Source organism: Prosthecobacter sp., from assembly GCF_044226605.1.
Lineage (GTDB): Bacteria > Verrucomicrobiota > Verrucomicrobiia > Verrucomicrobiales > Verrucomicrobiaceae > Prosthecobacter.
Window position 1 is genome coordinate 48345 of sequence record NZ_JBGAGS010000018.1, and the last position, 18864, is coordinate 67208.

The 18864-nt window shown below is 63.7% G+C and carries 17 protein-coding genes; 5 read left to right on the forward strand and 12 right to left on the reverse strand.

The features are described from left to right. Positions 1–78: 78 nt before the first annotated feature. From ppsA to ACILSO_RS23265, 10 genes are all read right to left on the reverse strand, one after another. Positions 79–2484, reverse strand: a complete 2406-nt coding sequence (gene ppsA / locus ACILSO_RS23220) for a phosphoenolpyruvate synthase (protein WP_395739857.1) — start codon at positions 2482–2484, stop codon at positions 79–81. Continuing rightward, positions 2481–3794, reverse strand: a complete 1314-nt coding sequence (locus ACILSO_RS23225; RefSeq protein WP_395739858.1) for a universal stress protein — start codon at positions 3792–3794, stop codon at positions 2481–2483. Before ACILSO_RS23225 ends, ppsA begins: the two co-directional genes overlap by 4 nt. 435 nt (positions 3795–4229) lie before the next feature. Further along, positions 4230–4901 carry a phosphoribosyltransferase gene (locus ACILSO_RS23230; protein ID WP_395739859.1) on the reverse strand — a complete coding sequence of 224 codons (672 nt, stop codon included), beginning with the start codon at positions 4899–4901 and terminating at the stop codon, positions 4230–4232. Continuing rightward, positions 4898–5605 (reverse strand): dienelactone hydrolase family protein, encoded by a 708-nt coding sequence (locus tag ACILSO_RS23235; RefSeq protein WP_395739860.1) that lies wholly within the window; start codon positions 5603–5605, stop codon positions 4898–4900. The genes ACILSO_RS23230 and ACILSO_RS23235 overlap by 4 nt, the downstream gene beginning before the upstream one ends. Before the next feature lie 37 nt (positions 5606–5642). Continuing rightward, positions 5643–5927, reverse strand: a complete 285-nt coding sequence (locus tag ACILSO_RS23240) for a hypothetical protein (RefSeq protein ID WP_395739861.1) — start codon at positions 5925–5927, stop codon at positions 5643–5645. A gap of 350 nt (positions 5928–6277) precedes the next feature. Then, positions 6278–6943, reverse strand: coding sequence for a response regulator (locus ACILSO_RS23245; RefSeq protein ID WP_395739862.1), 666 nt, complete (start codon positions 6941–6943; stop codon positions 6278–6280). Next, entirely contained in the window at positions 6940–9702 is a 2763-nt protein-coding gene (locus ACILSO_RS23250) for a PAS domain S-box protein (protein ID WP_395739863.1), read from the reverse strand. Before ACILSO_RS23250 ends, ACILSO_RS23245 begins: the two co-directional genes overlap by 4 nt. A 21-nt stretch (positions 9703–9723) precedes the next feature. After that, positions 9724–10263, reverse strand: a complete 540-nt coding sequence (locus tag ACILSO_RS23255) for a flavin reductase family protein (RefSeq protein ID WP_395739864.1) — start codon at positions 10261–10263, stop codon at positions 9724–9726. A gap of 10 nt (positions 10264–10273) precedes the next feature. Then, positions 10274–10702, reverse strand: coding sequence for a c-type cytochrome domain-containing protein (locus tag ACILSO_RS23260; RefSeq protein ID WP_395739865.1), 429 nt, complete (start codon positions 10700–10702; stop codon positions 10274–10276). 161 nt (positions 10703–10863) lie between these two features. Continuing rightward, the gene (locus ACILSO_RS23265; RefSeq protein ID WP_395739866.1) at positions 10864–11577 is read right to left on the reverse strand and encodes a L,D-transpeptidase family protein; all 714 of its coding nucleotides are present in this window, start codon (positions 11575–11577) and stop codon (positions 10864–10866) included. A gap of 331 nt (positions 11578–11908) precedes the next feature. On the opposite strand from ACILSO_RS23265, the gene ACILSO_RS23270 reads away from it, so the two are divergent. Both ACILSO_RS23270 and ACILSO_RS23275 read left to right on the forward strand, forming a co-directional pair. Then, the gene (locus ACILSO_RS23270; protein ID WP_395739867.1) at positions 11909–12154 is read left to right on the forward strand and encodes a hypothetical protein; all 246 of its coding nucleotides are present in this window, start codon (positions 11909–11911) and stop codon (positions 12152–12154) included. 100 nt (positions 12155–12254) lie between these two features. Next, positions 12255–12461 carry a hypothetical protein gene (locus ACILSO_RS23275; protein ID WP_395739868.1) on the forward strand — a complete coding sequence of 69 codons (207 nt, stop codon included), beginning with the start codon at positions 12255–12257 and terminating at the stop codon, positions 12459–12461. A 359-nt stretch (positions 12462–12820) separates the two neighbouring features. Here ACILSO_RS23275 and ACILSO_RS23280 read toward each other — a convergent pair whose 3' ends face one another. Further along, complete coding sequence (locus tag ACILSO_RS23280; protein WP_395739869.1) at positions 12821–14224, reverse strand: hypothetical protein; 1404 nt, start codon at positions 14222–14224, stop codon at positions 12821–12823. 124 nt (positions 14225–14348) lie between these two features. Beyond that, complete coding sequence (locus ACILSO_RS23285; protein WP_395739870.1) at positions 14349–15221, reverse strand: sugar phosphate isomerase/epimerase family protein; 873 nt, start codon at positions 15219–15221, stop codon at positions 14349–14351. A gap of 281 nt (positions 15222–15502) precedes the next feature. Between ACILSO_RS23285 and ACILSO_RS23290 the strand changes: the two genes are divergently transcribed. From ACILSO_RS23290 to ACILSO_RS23300, 3 genes are all read left to right on the forward strand, one after another. Beyond that, positions 15503–15976: a hypothetical protein gene (locus ACILSO_RS23290; RefSeq protein ID WP_395739871.1), complete on the forward strand. Its 474-nt coding sequence runs from the start codon at positions 15503–15505 to the stop codon at positions 15974–15976. Continuing rightward, positions 15973–16599: a hypothetical protein gene (locus ACILSO_RS23295; RefSeq protein WP_395739872.1), complete on the forward strand. Its 627-nt coding sequence runs from the start codon at positions 15973–15975 to the stop codon at positions 16597–16599. The genes ACILSO_RS23290 and ACILSO_RS23295 overlap by 4 nt, the downstream gene beginning before the upstream one ends. A 176-nt stretch (positions 16600–16775) precedes the next feature. After that, on the forward strand, positions 16776–18626 hold the full coding sequence (locus ACILSO_RS23300) for a DUF1549 domain-containing protein (RefSeq protein ID WP_395739873.1): 1851 nt from the start codon (positions 16776–16778) through the stop codon (positions 18624–18626). Positions 18627–18864: the final 238 nt, after the last annotated feature.

Below are 18864 nucleotides of genomic sequence, written 5' to 3' on the forward strand. Positions count from 1 at the left end.
GCGGGCGATGTCTCACCTTCGGCCCCAGATAACGCGGCCTGAAAGCGGATGTGTTCCATTCTGGGGCCATGAATTTTTTCAGCGCCCGCTCTTTTCCTTTTCCAAAATCGCGAGGCTGGTCTTGAGGATGGTGTCGGGATTGAGGGAGATGCTGTCGATGCCCTGCTCGACGAGGAACTGGGCGAAGTCGGGGTAGTCGCTCGGGGCCTGGCCGCAGATGCCGATCTTGCGGCCTTTCTCACGGCAGGTGCGAATGACGCTGGCGATCATGTTTTTCACGGCGGGGTTTCGTTCGTCAAAGATGGGCGCGACGATCTCGCTGTCGCGGTCCACGCCGAGGATGAGCTGGGTGAGGTCATTGGAGCCGATGCTGAAGCCGTCAAAGATTTCGGCGAACTCGGCGGCGAGGATGACGTTGCTGGGGATCTCGCACATGACGTAGATTTCAAGGCCGTTCACACCGCTGACGAGCCCGTGCTTTTCCATTTCGGCCTGAACGCGGCGGCCTTCCTCGACGGTGCGGCAGAAGGGGATCATGACCTTGAGGTTTGTGAGGCCCATCTCCTCGCGCACTTTGCGGACGGCGCGGCATTCGAGGGCAAAGCCTTCCTGGTAGCGCGGGTGGTAGTAGCGGCTGGCGCCGCGAAACCCGATCATGGGATTTTCTTCCTGCGGCTCGAACTGCCTGCCGCCGATGAGATTGGCGTATTCGTTGGACTTGAAGTCGCTGAGGCGAAGGATGACGTCCTTCGGATAAAAGGCGGCGGCAAGCATGGACACGCCTTGAGCGAGGCGGTCCACAAAGTACTGCGGCTTGTCAGGACAGCCCGCGGTGAGTTTTTCGATCTCGGCCCTGGCGGCGGCATCTTCGAGCTGGCCCAGGTGAATGAGTGCCAGCGGGTGCACCTTGATGTGGGTGGAGATGATGAACTCCATGCGCGCGAGGCCGACGCCATCGTTTGGCAGAAAGGAAAGCGCGAAGGCAGATTCGGGATTGGCGAGGTTCATCATGACCCTGGTGCGCGGGCGCGGGAGGTCCTGAAGGCGGGTCTCGTGCACGTCAAAGCCGACGATGCCGTCGTAGACGAAGCCGGTGTCTCCTTCAGCGCAGGAGACGGTGACCTGCCGACCGTCCTGCAATGCCTCGGTGCCGTGCTCCGAGCCGACGATGGCGGGCACGCCGAGCTCGCGGCTGATGATGGCGGCGTGGCAGGTGCGGCCTCCGCGATTGGTCACAATGGCGGCGGCCTTTTTCATCACGGGCTCCCAGTCGGGATCGGTCTTGTCTGCGACGAGGATCTCGCCCTCGCGGAAATCTCGCAGAAACTCCACGCTGCGAATGATGCGCACGGGACCGGAGGCGATCCTGCTGCCAACGCTGCGGCCGGTGAGGAGCACGGGACCGCGCTGGTGCAGGCGGCAGGTCTGCACGACATCGCGGTCTTTGCGCGCCTGCACGGTCTCGGGCCGTGCCTGCACGATGAAGAGCTCTCCGCTGCGGCCGTCTTTGGCCCATTCAATGTCCATGGGTGTGGGGCGGCCGCGCCTAGCGGAGTAGTGGTCTTCAATGACGCAGGCCCAGCGTGCGAGCTGGAGGATGTCGTCGTCATCGAGCGCGAAACGGGCGCGGTCTCCGGGAGGCACGGGGACGTTTTTCACCATGCGGCCGCCGCCGGTGTCGTAGATGAGCTTGAACTCCTTGGAGCCGGCGCGCTTTTGCAGCACCGGGCGGAAGCCCTGCTTCAGCGTGGGTTTGAAGACGTAGTACTCGTCCGGGTTCACGGAGCCGAGCACGACGTTTTCTCCGAGGCCGTAGGAGGCATTGATGAGCACCACATCGCGAAAGCCGGTCTCGGTATCGAGGGTGAACATGACACCCGCGGAGGCGAGGTCTGAGCGGACCATGAGCTGCACGCCGATGGAAAGGGCGATGGCGCAGTGGTCGAAGCCTTTGTCCACACGGTAGGAGATGGCGCGGTCCGTGAAGAGAGAGGCAAACGAGCGCCGGCAATGCTCCAGCAGGGAGCTGCCGCCACGCACGTTCAGGTACGTTTCCTGCTGGCCGGCAAAGCTGGCGTCCGGCAGGTCCTCGGCGGTGGCGCTGCTGCGCACGGCCACGTCTGGTGGTGGCTTCTGTGCGCCGCCGAGCCGCTGATACGCGGCGAGGATTTCGGCCTCAAGATCCTGCGGCAGCGGAGTGGAGAGGATGGCCTGCCGCACTTCAGCGCCGCGGTGCTGGAGGTTGTCCATGTCCCGGGTGTCGAGCCCGGCAAGGATCTGCGAGATGCGTGCGTCCAGTCCGGTGCTGTGCAGAAAATGGCGGTAGCCTTCCGCCGTCACGGCAAAGCCATCCGGCACCTTCACGCCCTGGGCGCCGAGCTCGCGAAACATCTCGCCGAGGGAGGCATTTTTTCCACCCACGAGAGGAACGTCCTCAATGTGGATTTCAGCGAACCTTTTGATGAAGCGAGGAGCGGCGTTCATGAGAGCGGAGGTGCGGTGATGAAGACGGGGATGTGGGTGTGGGAGAGGACGCTCTGCACCGCGGAGCCGAGCAGCGCGGTGGCGATGCGGGAGCGGCGCCGCGCGCCCATGCAGATGGCATCGGCGCCGAATTTTTCCGCCGCGGTGCAGATGGCGGCGGCCACATCATGATGGGTCAATACTTCCGAGGTGATGCGAACATTGCCTGCGTGCAGCAGCGACGCAGGCAGGGCTTTGAGAGTTTTCTCCGCCTCCTCCCGCTGCGCGGCGGCAGCGAGGCTGTGGTCGAAGTACACCTTGGACGCGATGACGGGATTGATGCCGCTGGTGGGTTCCAGGCAGACGTGCACGAGGCGGATCTCCCCTTCCCCGGCAAGCAGGCTGTGCGCGTGGCGCAGCACCTCCCAGTCCTGGCCTTCGAGGTCCACCGCGGCCAGCACGCGGTGAATGACCGGTATGGCGGTGGCGACTGCGGCATGCATGGGGACGCAGAGCACATTGGTCCCGGCGTAGGCGAGGACGCGTCTGGAAAACGAGACCGAGGAGAGGCGCTTCAGGCCATGGCGCTGACGGCTGCCAATGACCACCAGGCCAGCCCCATTTTCCCTGACGAGATCCAGGAAGTGCTCCGTGGGATGACCGGAGACTTCTCGGGTGTGAACGGTGAGAGACAACTCCGGCAGGGCGGCATGCACTTTGTCCCACACATCGCGCTCATGGGCGCGGTGCTCCTCAAGGGTGGTGCCCTTGTCCGGGAGGGACTCGATGTGTGCGACGCCTGCCTTGATGCGACCGATGCCGGCAAGCTTTCCCATCCAGGTGATGGCGGCGTCTGAGGTGCCCGCGAGATCGACGCCGAACAAGAGATCCAGCGTGGCCGTATCCCGCAGCCAGGAGAGGAGCACATCCGGCTGACGCACGACGAGCGTGGGAAACGGGGCGTTTTCGGCCACGTTTTCAGCGATGCTGCCGAGCAGGGAACGACCGGAGCTGCGACCGGCAAAACCGAGCACGATCAATTCGGTGGGCAGCTCTTTGGCGGCGGCCAGGAGTTCGGCGATCGCGGAACCATGGCGGAGGTCTTCGGTGACCTCCACGCCGGATTCACGCAGTCGCTCTGCTTCGGCATGAAGGCGCTCGATATCGGGACGGTCGTCTGGAAGGAGCAGCGGAAGATCGCCCATGACGATGTAATCGACGCCGCAATAGACGAGGTGCAGGGGGAGCTTGAGTTTCTTCGCGAGCAGCACGGCAACGTCTGCAGCGCCGCGGGCGGAGGGGGAAAAGTCGGTGGCACAAAGGATGGACATGGCCTTGAAGGGGTGGAGTTTTTGAGGGGAGAAGCACCGGGATGAATGCTGGCTTCGCCAAAAGCCTGAAGAGGGGCAAAGTGCCGGCAATTGGCAGGGCGCCTGAGTGCTCTAGGGCCGTGGATGAGATGGTTTCAGGCAGCGGCGGAGCGGGTTTGGCGGACGCTGGCGGATGCGAGTGCGTGGCGGGTGACGCGGAGTGGCGGGTGACTCGCTGCAGGAGGGCCGGTATTTGGGAGCTTATGGCGGAAAGGATGCTTTCGGAACCGGCTAAAGCCGGTACTACAATACGGGTGGTGGCTTGATACGAACCTGGGGTGATGTGGGGTTTCCAGGGGTAGCTATGATGCCGGGCGATGTGATCGAGAGGGGCGGGCGAGGTATCGGAATACCGCGCTACATTTTGGCGGAGCTGTGCTGGAGGTTTTCGGTGGGTCAGCGTGGGGCTGGAGTGGGTTCCGGGTGGGCGGCGCTGGCGAGGAGGCTGGCGACTTCCTCGTCCTGCGTCTGGGAGAAGTCTTCATACCACTGGCCTACCGCCAGGAAGCCGTGGGGACGTGAGAGGGCCACCAGTTCATCGACCAGGGGCTCCAGTTCGGCGCAGGTGTCCGGTGCGGCCACGGGCACGGCGATGACGATGCTCCGGGGATGCTGCTGCCTGAGCGCAAAAACGGCGGCACGGATGGTGCTGCCGGTGGCAATACCATCATCTACCAGAATCACGGTTTTGTCCTCGACCTCCGGCGCCTCCATACGGCCACGAAAGGCCATTTCACGACGGTGCAGCTCCTTGAGCTCCGCGGCGGCGGCGGCCTGGAAGGCGGATGGCGGAATGTCCATGCCACGCATCACTTCATGGTGGGTCACCGTCACACCGCCGCTGGCGATGGCTCCCATGGCGAGTTCAGGATGGCCGAGCACACCGATCTTGCGCACCACAAGCACATCCAGCGGAGCCTGGAGCCTCCTGGCGACTTCATACGCCACGGGCACGCCGCCGCGCGGGAGGCCGAGCACGAGGACGTCCGTGCGCCGGGCGTATTTCATGAGCGCCGCGGCGAGCAGTTCTCCGGCATGCACGCGGTTTTTGAAAACGACCGTCTTCATGGGGCTGTGTCCCCCTTCCCCGCTGCTGCTGCCATGTGCCGGCAAAACCAGTCTGCGCTGATCTGCGCCGCCTGCTCCAGTTTGCCGGGTTCTTCAAAGAGGTGGCTGGCGCCGGTGATGACACGCAGCTCCTTCTCGCTGCAGCACATGCGATCCAGGGCGTTTCCATTCAGATCCAGCACCACGTCATCCTGGCTGCCGACGATGAACAGCGTGGGAGCTTCGACATGGAAGAGCGCCCTGCCTGCGAGGTCAGGGCGGCCTCCGCGCAGCACGACGGCGGAGATCTTTTTGCCGAGGCGCGCGGCGGCCACCAGCGCCGCGCCGCCGCCGCTGCTGGCTCCGAAGATGCCGAGCGGCAGCCCCTGCGTTTCAGGCTGGGTGTGCAGCCACTGCGCCACCGCCACGAGCCTGCCAGCGAGCATTTCCACATCGAAGCTCAGATCCTGGGTGAACACATCCGCCTCTGTCTCAGCCTGGGTCAGAAGATTCAGCAGCAGGGTTCCCAAACCCGCGCCGCGCATCACCTGTGCGGCGAAGCGGTTGCGCGGGCTGTGCCGGCTGCTGCCGCTGCCGTGGGCAAAGACGACGAGGCCACGCGCGCCGGGTGGCAGCTGCAGCTCCCCTTCCAGCGCGTAGCTGCAGCCCTGAATGCGGACGATCTTGTGAACCTCGGCCGAAAGCGGAGTGGAGGAGGGTTTCATGACTGCGCGGATCCTTGGTTGATCATGAGCAAAGGGCTCAGGCCGCGAAACCAAAGCGATGCTTCACCGCCGCGGCGTCGAGGCCCAGGGAGTCCGCGAGCAGACTTGAGGCGATGCGCTCGGCGGCCACACGCAGCATCTGGGTGCTCTGCGCCTGATCGCGCTCGATGCCTTCGTGCTTGATGGCGACGATGCGGGCGCCGGAGATGAGGAGCTGCATGAGAAAATCCTCCAGCTCCACGGGGTCGTCCGTGCGGTGGGTGTCCACGCGTTTGTTGTGCTGCGGATGGATGATGTATTCGACGGAGAATTTGGAAATCATAGGGGTGGTATTTCGTGTTGGATTGTGTGTGGAGAACCTCCACAGGGCCTCCATCCGCCTCGGGCGGAGGCCGGGCAATCAGCGAAAGAGCGCCGCCGCATTCAGCCTGCGGCTGAGATGAAGTGCGGAAAGACGCCAGCAATCTGCTCACCGGTCATGCCTTGGGAAGAGCGTGAGAATGGCTTCCGGGTCACTTAGGTCATGGGTGGTGACAGCGCGTGCGTCTGCAAGCGTGCTTCGAGGTGCCATGGCGTACGGATATCGTCGTGGTCGGGCGGTTTGGCGCAGGGGCGCTGGAGCATGAAACGTCCATGACGCCAAACACGGGCGAACGACAGCCGGAGGGCGGATCAGCCCTGCTCGCCGCACCAGCAGACTGCCTGGCGCACGAGTTCGGTGTTGTTTTTCACGGCGAGCTTGGTCTTGATGTTGGCGCGGTGGGTGTCCACCGTCTTGGTGCTGAGGTGCAGGGCATCGGCGATCTCGTGCGTGTCTTTTCCCTGGCCGATGAGGCGGAAGACTTCGAACTCGCGGGTGGTCAGCGCGCTGATGACGGAGCCGCCTTTTTTGGCGGCGGGGCGCGAGAGGGAGTCGAGGATGGTGGAGGACATCTGCTCGCTCACGGCCACCTTTCCAGCCATGATGCGATGCACGGCGGACATGATCTTCTCCGGGCCCTCCATCTTCATGACGTAGCCGCGCCCGCCCGCGCGCAGCACGCGCTCGGCGAAGAGGCCCTCCTCGTGCATGGAGACGACGAGCACCGGGAGTTCCGGCATCATGGCATGAATGTCCTGCAGCAGTTCCAGGCCGCTCTTGCCGGGCAGATTGAGATCGAGGATGAGCAGGTCGGGCTTTTGATGGGTGACCTCGTTCATGGCCTCGGCGGCGGTGCCGGCCTCGCCACACACGGTGAAGATGCCATCTCCCTCCACCATGCGGCGCATGCCGTCCCGGAAAACGGGATGGTCGTCCACGATCAAGACGCGCTTGAGGATGCCGGCATTTTTTTTCATGGCGCAGGGCTGGGTGTGTGTGTCTGGACTTTGCAGGTCATGAGCGTGCCGCCGTGAGGGGCGTGCTCGATTTTAAAATCAGCGCCAATGAGGCTGGCGCGGTGGTGCATGATACGCAAACCCATGCCCCGAGTGTACGAACTGACCTCAGGAATTCCGCAGCCATCGTCACGCACGCTCAGGAGCACCTGCCCTTTCCGGGTGGAGAGGCGGATGTCTATGCGCGCAGCCTGCGCATGCCTGGCGGCGTTGGTCACGGCCTCCTGGCAGATGCGGAAGAGGTGGGTGGTGGTGGTCTGGTCCAGCCCGATGTCGCGGTTCAGGCCGTAAAAGCGGCAGGGCACGCCAAACATGAGGCGCGTGCGCGCGGCGAGGGCTTTGAGCGCCGCCACGAGGCCGCCCGTCTCCAGCGCCACGGGGTGCAGCCCCTGGGCGAGGCTGCGCGTGAGCGCCAGCACCTGGCGGAGCACGTCCGACATTTTTGCGGCTTCGCCTGCCTCAGGGGCATCGCGCTTCTTCAGGCTGTCATGCAGGCCCTTGCTGATGCACCACAGTCCGGCGAGCTGCTGCCCGAGGTCATCGTGCAGATCTTCGCCGATGGCGGCGCGCTCGCTCTCGCTGACATCCAGGATTTCTTTCTCCAAGGCCCGTCGGCTGGTGATGTCCCGGATGACGCCGGTGTAGAGGTTCAGGTGATCCACCTCGCTGACGGCGAGTTCGATGGGAAAGATGCTGCCGTCCTTTCGGCGTGCCTGGACCTCCCGCCCGATGCCGATGAGGCCCGGCCTGCCGCCGCGGTGGAAGTTTCTGATGTAGCTTGCATGCTCCGCGTGGTAGGGGGAGGGCATGAGCATCTTTACATTCTGCCCCACCAGCTCCTGCACGGGGTAGCCAAACATGCGCTCCGTGGCGGGATTCACAGCGATGATGGTGCCGTGCTGGTCGATGGTGATGATGGCGTCCGCCACGGTGTTGAGAATGGCGCACAGGCGTTCCTCGCGCTCGCGCAGCATGGTGACCGCGCGGCGGTGCTCGGTGATGTCTTCCTTGATGGCGAGAAAATGCCGGATCCTGCCATTGTCCCCCATGATGGGGGCGATGACGGCGTACTCCCAGAAGAGTTCACCGGACTTCTTGCGGTTGCAAAACTCCCCGCGCCATTCCTTGCCGGCGGAGAGAGTCTCCCACATGGCCTTGTAAAAGGACTGCGGCTGCTCCCCTGACTTGAGCAGGCGCGGATTCTGCCCGAGCACCTCGGCGGCGGTGTAGCCGGTGACGCTGGTGAACTTCGGATTGACGAACTCAATGGCCCCCTCGGCGGAGGTGATGATCACCGCGGCCGGGCTCTGCTTCACCGCATGAGAGAGCGTCTGGAGCTCGCCGAGCGCGGCACGCAGCTTGGACTGGGTGTCCTTGAGCGGGGTGATGTCCACCAGCATGCTCACCGCGCCGACGATCCGGAGGTTTGCATCGAGCACGGGATCTGGAAAACAGAGGACGTGGGAGCGGCTGCCGTCCGCACGCTCCACGATGCGCTCCATGCCGCGGAGGGGTTCGCCGCTGCGCACCGCCTCCACGATGGCAAGCTGGGAGCGCTTGAGCGGCCTGCCCTCGGCATCCAGAATGCGGTGGGAGGCGTCCCAGCGGTCACGCGCATCTGGCTCGCGGCCCCAGAGCTTGACGGCTTCCGCATTGTAAAGGGTGATGCGGCCGGAGACATCGCAGGTGTAAATCGCTGCGGGCAGTGATTGAACGAGCTGGCGATAGCGCTCCTCGCTCTCGCGCCGAGCGAGCTCGGCCTGCTTGCGTGCGGTGACCTCCCGGGAGACGAGGAGGAGGCTGGCCACCTGCCCCTTCGGACCGCAAATAGGAGTGCAGTGCCCCTCCATCCAGAGCCAGGTGTCCGGCTTTTTGAGAAAGCGGTACTCGATGGTGGTGCTGGTGCCTGCGAGATTGGCGGCTCGTGCCTGGCGGATGGCTTTCAGGTCGTCCGGATGCATGTAGGGAGCAGCGCCCCGGCCATTGAGGAGACTGACCGAAATGCCCAGCCGGCGCTCATAGGAGGGGCTGAGATAGAGGATCTTTCCCTTCACATCACTCAGAGCCACGAAGTCGGCGGTATTGTCCGCCAGGAGGCGGTAGCGCCGCTCGCTCTCGCGGAGCGCCTCCTCCGCGCGGCAGCGACCGATAAAACTGACCGCCATCTGCATGTAGAGGTCCAGCCGCGCAAGTTCCAGGCCATCCGGTCGATGGACTTTGCGGAAATGGGTGGAAATCATTCCCAGTGGTGTGCCATCGCTGTGGAAAAGCGGTGTGGACTGCACACTCCGGTAACCCGCCGCACGTGCCACCGTACGGCAGTGGCGGTAGCCGGGGTCTTTTTCCACATCTTCAATGATGATGCGCCTGCCTGAACGCAGGGCGCGACCACAGGCCGAGCCCTCGCGGGTGGAAACCTCCTGGAAAAACTCGAGGAAGGGCCTCTTGAAGCCGCGATGCACGGCGATGCGCAGCATCTGCGCTGCGGGATCGAAAAGCTGCACATTGCCAAAATCCGCGCCGAGCAGGGCGATGGCTGAGCCGAGAATCTCCTCCAGCCCCTCATGCAGGTCCTGCATCTGCCAGAGGCGCGTGGTGGAGGCCACCAGCATCTCCAGTGCGGCGGACTCAGGCTTCGGCGCCTGCGGGGGAGGCCCCGTGGCAGAGCGCGCAGCCGCTTTCCGCGGAAGCGCCGGAGCTGCACAAGGGAGTTTTTTCATAAAAGCGGGGAGGGATGATGTCTATTTCATCCGCGATTTCAGGCGGATGGTATTTCCTGCTACCATGAAGCAGCCATGGCCGCGATGGTGCAGGGTGCGGGGATCTTTCACCGCGGGGTCGATCCATGCGCGCAGGACCTGCAGGACAAACAGGCCATACCGGGACACGAGCCGGGTGTCCGCCACCCGGCACTCCAGGCTGGCGTGGCATTCGGCGATGAGCGGCGCCTCCACCGTGCTGGCGGGCAGGGGGGTGAGGCCGAAGCGCTGGAACTTGTCCGTCCGAGCGCCGGTGACATTGCCACAGCGCACGACTTTTTCCGCGATGTCCACGGTAGGGATGTTGAGCACGCAGGTCTTGGAAGCTTTCAGCAGGGAGAAGGAGTGATTCAGATTGCTGACAATGCAGGCCACCAATGGCGGCTCAAAATCTACCATCATGTGCCATGACAGGGTCATGATGTTGCGCCGGCCTTTGTGGGCGGTGGTCAGCAGGAGAACGGGACCGGGCTCCAGAAGGCCGTAAACTTTGGACAAAGGGAGTGGCTTGCGTGACTTCATGGGCGTGGGATCAGCTGCGCTGGTGTTTCCAGTCCTGCGGCGGCACGAGGCGCACGTCCGCGGGCCACTGCGCGCCCTGCTGGATCCAGTCGTGCAGGAGCTGGAGTTCCTCGGGTTCGGGGCTTTCCGGAGTGGGCGGCATGGAGACCGGGTTGTCATGGCCGAGGCGCAGCACCTTGTACAGCAGGCTCTGGTGCGGTGCTCCCGGAACGATGACCGGGCCGCTGCGTCCGCCTTTCATCGCAAGAGCCTTGGTCTCCAGGTTCAGCCCGGCGCACACGTAGCGGCGGTGGTGGCACTCGAGGCAGCGGGACTCCAGCAGAGGCTTCACCTGGCTCACGAAATCGACTGCCTTGTCGGGTGGCAGCTCCGGCTGGATCTGCGAGCAGGAAGCCAGGCCGGAAAGGAAAAGAAGAACCGCTGAGAGGTGTGCTTTCATGAGGTGCGGCGGGGGAAGATGGTTTTTTGTGCTATTCTGTGGTTTCAGGTATAACGGCGGCGCGCCGGGTTTGCGCTGCGGGCGCTGTCATACGCAGTGCTGCTTTTGTGCCGGAGGCAGATGATGGGGGCGCTGGCGCATGAGGGAGAAGCGGGAAGGTGTCAGGCGGGGGTGTCTCCGGGCAGCACGCGCACGGGCGTGCCGTCGTCCACCCACTCGTAGAAGAAGCGGGCGGGATTCCCGCCATCCAGCGGCAGGCGGATGCAGCCGTGAGACGCGGGGTGGTCCGGCACGGAGGTGAAGCCGTGGATGAACACGTGGCCGTAGATCTGCACGCTCCAGGGCATGGGTGCGTTTTGAAACAGGCTGGAGTAATGCATCCTGGCCCTGAAGGGTCCGGCGGTGAAGCTGCCGGTGGGCGTGCTGCCGTGGCGACCGGAGCTGATGTGCCTCTTGAGCACCAGGCGGCTGCCCTGCCATGCCTCCAGCTGCTGGGCGGCCAGATTTACCTCCACACGCTTGGGGCCGATGAGCAGGCGCAGACGATAGAAGCCACGCCGGACGAGAGTGACGCCGTCTTTTTCTTCCAAGGTGATCCGGGCATCCGCGAGCGGCAGGTCGATGGCGCGAAGCAGCTCGGTGCCGTCTGTAAACTGGCGCAGCGAACCGGGTTTCACGGTGGAGCTTTGCAACTGCACGCAGCGGCCGTCTTTGTCGAAAGTGGTGTCCAGGTGCAGGTGCCGGGCTACCTCCAGCAGAGGGGCGTAGATGACGCCGGGCTCTGCTGCGAAGGTGATGGCCTCGACGGGCGGCTGCGCCCAGATGGATGCGGAGAAAACCAGGGCGAGGACAAGGCAGAAGGCCGAAGACTTCATGTGCGAAGATCCAGGTGTGGTTTTGCGGAGATGCAGGCTGCGTGCATGGGGACGCTGCCGCTGCTGAGAGCGAGAAAAGGACATGAGAAAAATCTGGAGTCTATGGTTCATCGGTTTTCCGCCCATGCACAGCCAGTGGTGCATGGGCGGAGAGGCATCAATGAGGGGATGTCTGCATCCGCAGTCAGCCAATGGCTGAGAAGCGTAGAGCGCTCTTGCTCATGGCATGCGCATTCAGGCCCTGCGTAAGATCAGGCACAACCCGTGAGAGGGAGACCACCACTCTGAGCGCTCCTGAACTCGCGATTTACCCACACGAAGGAACACCAACATGAAAACGAGCACTCTCCTCGCCATCCTCTCGCTTGCCGCCCTGTCGGCCTGCCACAAAGAGCCAAAGCCGGAGGTCAAGCCAACCGTGGCCCCCAAGGAAACTGCCGCACCCGCCCCGGCTCCGAAAGCCGTCTCCACACCCGCCCCGACTCCGGCGCCCACGCCTACGCCCACGCCGGCACCAGCACCAACGCCGGTGCCTGCGCCAACTCCCGCCCCGACGGCTCCTACGCCGCCGAAATAACCCAACGCGCCTTTTCCCATGCTCCATGGGGCGTCAAAAGCGGTTCAGGGCATAGACCGCTTTGCGCCCCATGCGAGCGTGCGGAGCCTCTTATCATCCCATGAAAACGACACCTGATTCTGCTGACGCAGCCGCCAGTGGCAGCGCCCCGCTGCCGCGCAAACTCGGCGCCAACCACAGCGACACCGCCAAGCGGCCGCGCAAACACCACAACAACTTCAAGCAGTCCAAGGACCTGCGGGAAGATCGCGGCATCCGCCAGCTGAAAGCCAGCCCCAAGGCGCTTTCCAACCGCGGCGGACGCTGACACACGGCACCGGCACGAGCACCGGTATAAGCAGGCCGCCGTATCGCAGACGCGCTGCGGTACGGCGGCGGCTTTTATACCATGCCCTGGTGGAAACGGCTTTGTTTTCTTGATCGAGGATAGAGTGCGTTTCGGACGAGGGCGCTCTCCGGACGTAGGCCGGTCGTGTTTGGCGTCGTGGAGGTTTCATGCTCCAGTGTGCCCTCCGCCAAACCGCCCGACTGCGAGGGCGTTTGTACGCCATGGTGTTTGCCGGGCGCCGATGGACGGGCGGGCTTCGCCGCGACCGTCCTGCGATGATGCTGACTGGCGAACATGCCAGTCGATCATTCATCCCCGGGGCTGATGAACCGATGACGCTACAGGGTGGGCATGCGAGCGGCCAGGGCGTGGTGGGAGGGTGCCACGCTGCAGCAGCCCGTGCCATCCGGGAAGCAGAAGCCTTTTTCCTGAATGGAGGTGCAGTTGAAGTCGATGAGGTGATCGAGGCCGGTGTAGAGCTGTCCTGCAAAGAGGCGCGTGTAAAAGTCCGCACGGGTGCCGGGATCGTAGTCGCTCCAGCTGATGCCCCAGCCGTAGGAGGGATTGTCAAACTTGGAACGGATGAGGCCCGCGATGTGGCGGGGATGCCAGCCGAGCGAGGTGAACACGCGTGTGATCAGCTGCATGCCGGCGGGCTTGAGCAGAAGGTCATTGGGCCACTCCAGCAGATGCCGGGCGCAGTGCGGCAGCGTGTCCAGCGGGGTCTGCTGATAGGTGCGCGGCCAGCACTCGCGGGGGTCATGACGCTCGGAGTAAAAGTACTCGTGGAAGAGGCGCAGCCGCGAGCTGAGGTAGTGCTCCAGCAGGTTCGCGGTGCCTTCTTCTTCCAGCGGAATGCGGGTGCAGGCGCGCTTTGCCAGCTCGCACACCTCCTCCGGCACCTGGCGCACTTTGATGGCCTGGCGGAAGTCCATCTCGTGCATGGGTATGGAATAAATATGCGGCACTTCATCCTCAAGGTGCGCGGTGCTGCCGTCCCGGGCCACCCAGGGCTTCAGGTAATGGGAGAAGGGCATGCGGATCATGCGCGTCTGAAGGGGATCGCCGTATTCGGAGATGTCGATGGAAAGGATCTCGCGACGGCCGGTGGCGACCGGGCCCACATGCACGGCGGTGATTTTCACCGGCAGCTGGCTCGCGCTGGTGGCACGCTCTTTGACCTGATGAGCGAGATGCTCGATCAGCAGGCCGACGGCGAAGAAGGCGTTTTGAGCATCGGAGTCGATGCGGCCGGCCAGCAGCGCCGGCATGCGCTGCATGCACTCGGCGGCCAGCTCCCTGGCCGGGGCCAGGGCCAGTAGACGCCGCGCCACCGCGGACGAGCGCTGGATGCGCCATACGAAGTGATGCCCCTGGCCGGTGATGAGATGAAACGGACGGATGCCGTGCTCGAGAAGCACGGATTCGATGGCCCGCACCAGCGGCTCCTGCAGCTCGAAGGCCCGCCACGGGTCCGTGAAGGCCTCGGTGGGTGAATCGAAATTCACATACTCCACATCGAGATGGAGGAGATAGGAGGAGGCGTCCGCGAGAGAGCGCGCCACATCCAGCTCGCGGTCGAGGCAGCTTCCCAGCTCAGCGGGAGGGTAAAGCTCGCGCACGTCAAACTGCACGCCATCCGAGTGCGTGAGGTAGGCGGCGGTGGCATGCTGCAGGTCTCCGCCACCGAGAAACTCAGTGAACCGCTGACGAACCGCAGGACTGTCGTACGGGGTATTCAAAGGATGCAGGCATGTGCCACCGGCAGGAAGGGATGGCGGGGACGCCCGCCCGCTGCAACGGGCAGAAGCTCCCGGCCGCTCTCAGCCAGAGGCTGAGACAGGGGGCATGAAGGGGCGGATCAGACTAAAAATCTGATGGCGGCTGCTCACGAGCCTCCGCTTTGATCTGAGACTCAAGCAGCCACAAATAGTCGCGGGCGCGGACGGCCCGCTCCAGCACCACAGCGACAGGCTCGTCCGTGGAGCCGGACATCTCCAGCACCAGGGGACCATGGAAGTGGCGCCGGTGCAGCTCCCGCATGAACCAGGGCCAGTCAATGCCGCCCTCTCCGGGAGCGAGGTGCGCATCCCAGTCTCCATTGTTGTCATTGACATGGACCATGCACAGATGGCCGGAGAGCTTTTGGATGACCATGTCCAGCTCCCGCGCGAGGTGCGCATGTCCGGTGTCCAGACAGGCGCCCACCTCGCAGGTCTTGATCTCGCCAAGGAGATACAGCATGTCCCGCACGTGGCCGAACATGAGATGCGCGAGCATGTTTTCCAGCAGCAGGTGCACGCCCAGCTCGCAGCAGCGCCGGGCCACACGGTTGAGCGAGACGGCGGCATGATGCATGCGGCTCAGAAATTCCTCCTCATGAGGGCGGCCCTCGCGCTCGGGCCCGGGATGGAGCACCACATGGCGCGCATTCATCTGCGCTGCGGCTTCGCATGCGCGGAACAAGTCCTGCACGGATGCCTCCCGCACGGCCTCGTCCGGAGAGGTGATGTCGATATGCGCGGCAAAAGGGGCATGCAGGGAAACGGCGACGAGCCCCAGCCGGTGCATTTCCGCTGCTGCACGCAGGGTCTGCCCGGTGTCATGATAGTCCAGATGCTGCGGCGAGGAGCAGACTTCGATTTCGGCGAAGCCCGCGTCACGCACGGCTGCCAAAACATCGAAGATTCTGCGCCTGTAAAAGCAGCCGGTGGACAGTGCGATGGACCGGGCATTCATGAGTGATGCCCACCACTAAGTGCGGAAAGCCGGCCTTTTCCACCCGCATGCTGCGATCTTTGCCGCCCCGCTTGGCAACCGTGAGCCGGAGATGGCCTGTGGGCGCTGCGCGCGCACGGAGGGGGCATGGAATGACCCAACGCGAATGGGCACGAATATCCGCGAATTTTGAGGAATGATCATGGCGGATGTTCGTGACAATGGGCGGCTGTCTGAGGTAAAAGGGAGACGTTGAACGATGAATGACTGAGCCGGAGGGGGGAGTTTCTCGCTTTTATTTTATGATGCGCATTTTGATGATCTGGGTTTGCCTGTGCGTGTGCGGGGTGAATGTGGGTTTGCGGGCGGCGGATGCGGGTGTGCCGGAGGTGTGGCTGGACCGAGCGGCGGCGACGCGGTGGCTCACGGAGCATGGTGGGAGAAAGTCCTTTTTTCTCAAAGGGGTGATTCCTGGCTCGGAGGCGCATGCATTCATCGCCCTGAGTCCGCCGGGCCGGGTCGTGATTCATGAGGTCAGAGAGGGAAGTGTTGCGGTCGAGGGCGCCTATGAGATTGGGGATGCGGGAGAGATCACTCTGAGGATGGAAGGAAAGGGGCCGATGTGGCCGGTGCTGCACCTGTATCAAAGGGGGAGTTTTGTGGGGCTGACCCAGAGGGATGCGAAGACGGCAGAAATGGGTGATGTGACACGCTGCTTTGGAGGAAAGCCGCTGTGGTCTTTTAAGCGGATGAAGACGGAGGGTGCGAGCAGGTGAGGCTGAAGTTTCCAGTTTTGTGGACCACGGTGCTGGCGTTTGCCTGCGTGGCGGTGGTTTCCAAGAATCTGGTTATCGGCGGCTTCGTCCTGGCTGTGGTGCTGCCGGTGGTGCTGGGGTGCCAGTGGCTGGTGCGAAGGGTGATGGTGAGCCTGCGATATTCGGTTTGGTTCAGACGGACGGTGATGCTGGTGCCGGCGCTGGTGGTGGCTTTGGGGCTGGGGTTTGTGGCGGATTTCATGAACATCTCCACCAAGGCGCCTTTTGTGAGCACGAACCCGCGGGCGGCTGTGTCGCTGGCGCTGGCGGGGCATGTGCCCGAGGGGCTGCGTGAACTGCGTGTGAGCGAGGACGCGTGGACCGACTATGTGGCAAAGATCTACTTTGAGTGCGATCCGGCGAGCCTGCGGGGGATTTTGGAAAAGATGCCGTTCAAGCAGGCGGAGTACGGGCCTGAGACGTTTTCGTTTCGGCAGACGCCTTTTGCGGATCTGCATGCGCGGGAGGATGTGACGGAGGTGGTGATGTATTGGCGCATGGATCTGGGGGAGGAGACTGGACACTGCGTGGTCTATACGGACAAGGCGTTCAGCTTTGCGTATGTGGAGTATGCCGCGAATTGAGGGTGGCAGGAGGTTTGACAGGGTTGGGGCGACGGGGGCGCTGTGGGGACGGGCAGGCTGCCCGTATCACGTTTTTTTTCCGCAAGAAATGGGGGTGAGGGGTGTAGTTTTTGCTCCCCCGTTTTTGTTCTCTTTTCTGCATGATGCGCCGCGCTTTTGTTTTCATCCTTTCTTCCATGAGTTTCGCCCAGATGACGTGGGCGGCGGAGGGCGGGGCGCAGGGGTGGGGAAAGGTGCAGGGCATTCTGGATGTGAACTGTGTGAAGTGTCACGGGGTGCTGGAGCAAAAAGGCGGGCTGGAACTGGACACGCCGACGATGGTGATGAAGGGCGGCGAAAATGGCGCGGTGGTGGTGCCGGGAAAGCCGGAGGAGAGCGCGCTGTTTGCGAGCCTGGAGAAGGGCGCGGACCCACACATGCCGCCGAAGAAACAGCTCTCGGAGGCGGATCGCGCGGCGGTGCGGGAGTGGATCGCTGGGATGTCTGCGACGGGGCCGGTGGTGGCGGCGGACACGAAGAAGCCGAAGGTGGCGCGGGAGTTTAAGTCGGGGGAGGAAGCGATCGCGACTTTGATTGAAGAGGGATGGAAGCGCGCGGGAGCGAAGCCTGCGGCGGCGGTGCCGGATGCGGTGTGGTGCCGGCGGATTTATCTGGATCTGGCGGGGCGCATTCCGACGGCGCAGGAGCTGGCGGCGTTTGTGGCGAAGCCGGAGCGGGATGTCCTCGTGGACAAGCTGCTGGCGGCTCCGGAGTATGCGGTGCGGATGCGGGAGCTGTGGGATGCGTTTTTGATGGGGCGGCTGCAGCGCGGGAATCCGGACGGCAGGCGCAAGGGCGCGGGCTGGTGGACTTTCCTGGAGAAGGCCTTCAAGGACAACCGCCCGTGGAACGAGGTGGTGTATGATGTGCTTTGCGCGAGACCGGAGAAAGAGCCGGACCGCAAGGGTGCCTCATGGTTTTTGTTTGAGCGGAAGAATGATTTCCAAAAGATCGCGGAAGCGGTGGCGCCGGTGGTGTATGGGACGAAGATCGACTGCGCGCAGTGCCACGACCATCCGCTGGCGCGTGAGATCAAGCAGGCGCATTACTGGGGGCTGGTGGCGGCGTTCAATCGCGGAAAGAATGTGGACGGCAGCAACTCGGTGGCGGAAAGCGCGATCGGGGGCTTCATGAATTTTACCAATTTGAAGAAGGAATCGCAGCCGGCGGTGGTGGCACTGCTGACGGGGAAGACGCTGCCGGAGGTGTGGCCAACCGGGGAGTCGCAGGAGAAGGATGCGGACGATTTGTACGAGGACCCGAAGGCGAAGGTGCGGGTGCCGAAGTATTCGCGGCGCGAGGCGTTTGCGGAGGCGGCCACGCAGGGGAATCCGCTTCTGGCCAAGGCGTTTGTGAATCGCATGTGGGCGGCGCTGGTAGGGCGTGGTATCGTGAATCCGCCGGATGAGATCAATGAGCGCAACGCGCCGAGCCACCCGGAGCTGCTGGAGTGGCTGGCGAAAGATTTTGAGACCCACGGCTATGACACTCGGCGAGTGGTGCGGGAGATCGTGCGCAGCAAGGTGTATGCGCTGGGCGCGGCGGGGGCGGGAGTGGCGCCGGAGCTTTTTGCAGGCATGGCGGAGCGCCCGCTGACGGCGGAGCAGCTGGCGCGCTCCTGGCGCGTGGCGCTGGGCCTGCCGGCCGATGAGGAGGAGTATCGCAGGCAGGTGATCACGGCGATGCCGGAGGTGCTGCCGAAGGAGTACATTGCGACGTTTCAGCAGGCGCAGTTTTTGTCGGGATCGCCGACAATGACGGCGCTCATGCAGGCGGCGCAGGAGGGGAGCGTGAAGAGGATCGCGGGACTACCAGACCCTACCAGCCGGGTGAAGGAGGCGTTTGCGATGGTGTATGGGAGAGCGCCGGATGCGGAGGAGGAAAAGGCTGCGGGGGCGTTTTTAGCGGAGCGGAAGGATGTGGCTGCGGCGGTACGGGATTTGGTCTGGGCGCTGATGACGAGCGCGGAGTTTCTGGCGATGCCGTAGGCTGGATCCTAGATGCTGGATTCTGGATTCTTGATGCTGGATTCTGGATTCTTGATGCTGGATTCTGGATTCTTGATGCTGGATGCGATGGCCTTTTTGTTTTCGGGTGGCGGTGGTTGTGGCGGGGTGATGTGGGATCAGGATGATCCCACTCCTGAGGGGGCGGGGCGGGCGGAGGTTTGGCAGGAGGGGGACCATCTTGGTCCCTCGGTTCGCGGGGGTGGCGGGTGTGGCGGGG

What these genes read in the sequence shown, in the direction of transcription:
- ACILSO_RS23260 (WP_395739865.1), bottom strand. Translation starts at nt 10,702, where the DNA reads ATGAAAGCACACCTCTCAGCGGTTCTTCTTTTCCTTTCCGGCCTGGCT.
- ACILSO_RS23235 (WP_395739860.1), bottom strand. Translation starts at nt 5,605, where the DNA reads ATGAAACCCTCCTCCACTCCGCTTTCGGCCGAGGTTCACAAGATCGTC.
- ACILSO_RS23275 (WP_395739868.1), top strand. Translation starts at nt 12,255, where the DNA reads ATGAAAACGACACCTGATTCTGCTGACGCAGCCGCCAGTGGCAGCGCC.
- ACILSO_RS23290 (WP_395739871.1), top strand. Translation starts at nt 15,503, where the DNA reads ATGATGCGCATTTTGATGATCTGGGTTTGCCTGTGCGTGTGCGGGGTG.
- ACILSO_RS23265 (WP_395739866.1), bottom strand. Translation starts at nt 11,577, where the DNA reads ATGAAGTCTTCGGCCTTCTGCCTTGTCCTCGCCCTGGTTTTCTCCGCA.
- ACILSO_RS23250 (WP_395739863.1), bottom strand. Translation starts at nt 9,702, where the DNA reads ATGAAAAAACTCCCTTGTGCAGCTCCGGCGCTTCCGCGGAAAGCGGCT.
- ppsA (WP_395739857.1), bottom strand. Translation starts at nt 2,484, where the DNA reads ATGAACGCCGCTCCTCGCTTCATCAAAAGGTTCGCTGAAATCCACATT.
- ACILSO_RS23225 (WP_395739858.1), bottom strand. Translation starts at nt 3,794, where the DNA reads ATGTCCATCCTTTGTGCCACCGACTTTTCCCCCTCCGCCCGCGGCGCT.
- ACILSO_RS23230 (WP_395739859.1), bottom strand. Translation starts at nt 4,901, where the DNA reads ATGAAGACGGTCGTTTTCAAAAACCGCGTGCATGCCGGAGAACTGCTC.
- ACILSO_RS23285 (WP_395739870.1), bottom strand. Translation starts at nt 15,221, where the DNA reads ATGAATGCCCGGTCCATCGCACTGTCCACCGGCTGCTTTTACAGGCGC.
- ACILSO_RS23270 (WP_395739867.1), top strand. Translation starts at nt 11,909, where the DNA reads ATGAAAACGAGCACTCTCCTCGCCATCCTCTCGCTTGCCGCCCTGTCG.
- ACILSO_RS23245 (WP_395739862.1), bottom strand. Translation starts at nt 6,943, where the DNA reads ATGAAAAAAAATGCCGGCATCCTCAAGCGCGTCTTGATCGTGGACGAC.
- ACILSO_RS23255 (WP_395739864.1), bottom strand. Translation starts at nt 10,263, where the DNA reads ATGAAGTCACGCAAGCCACTCCCTTTGTCCAAAGTTTACGGCCTTCTG.
- ACILSO_RS23300 (WP_395739873.1), top strand. Translation starts at nt 16,776, where the DNA reads ATGAGTTTCGCCCAGATGACGTGGGCGGCGGAGGGCGGGGCGCAGGGG.
- ACILSO_RS23240 (WP_395739861.1), bottom strand. Translation starts at nt 5,927, where the DNA reads ATGATTTCCAAATTCTCCGTCGAATACATCATCCATCCGCAGCACAAC.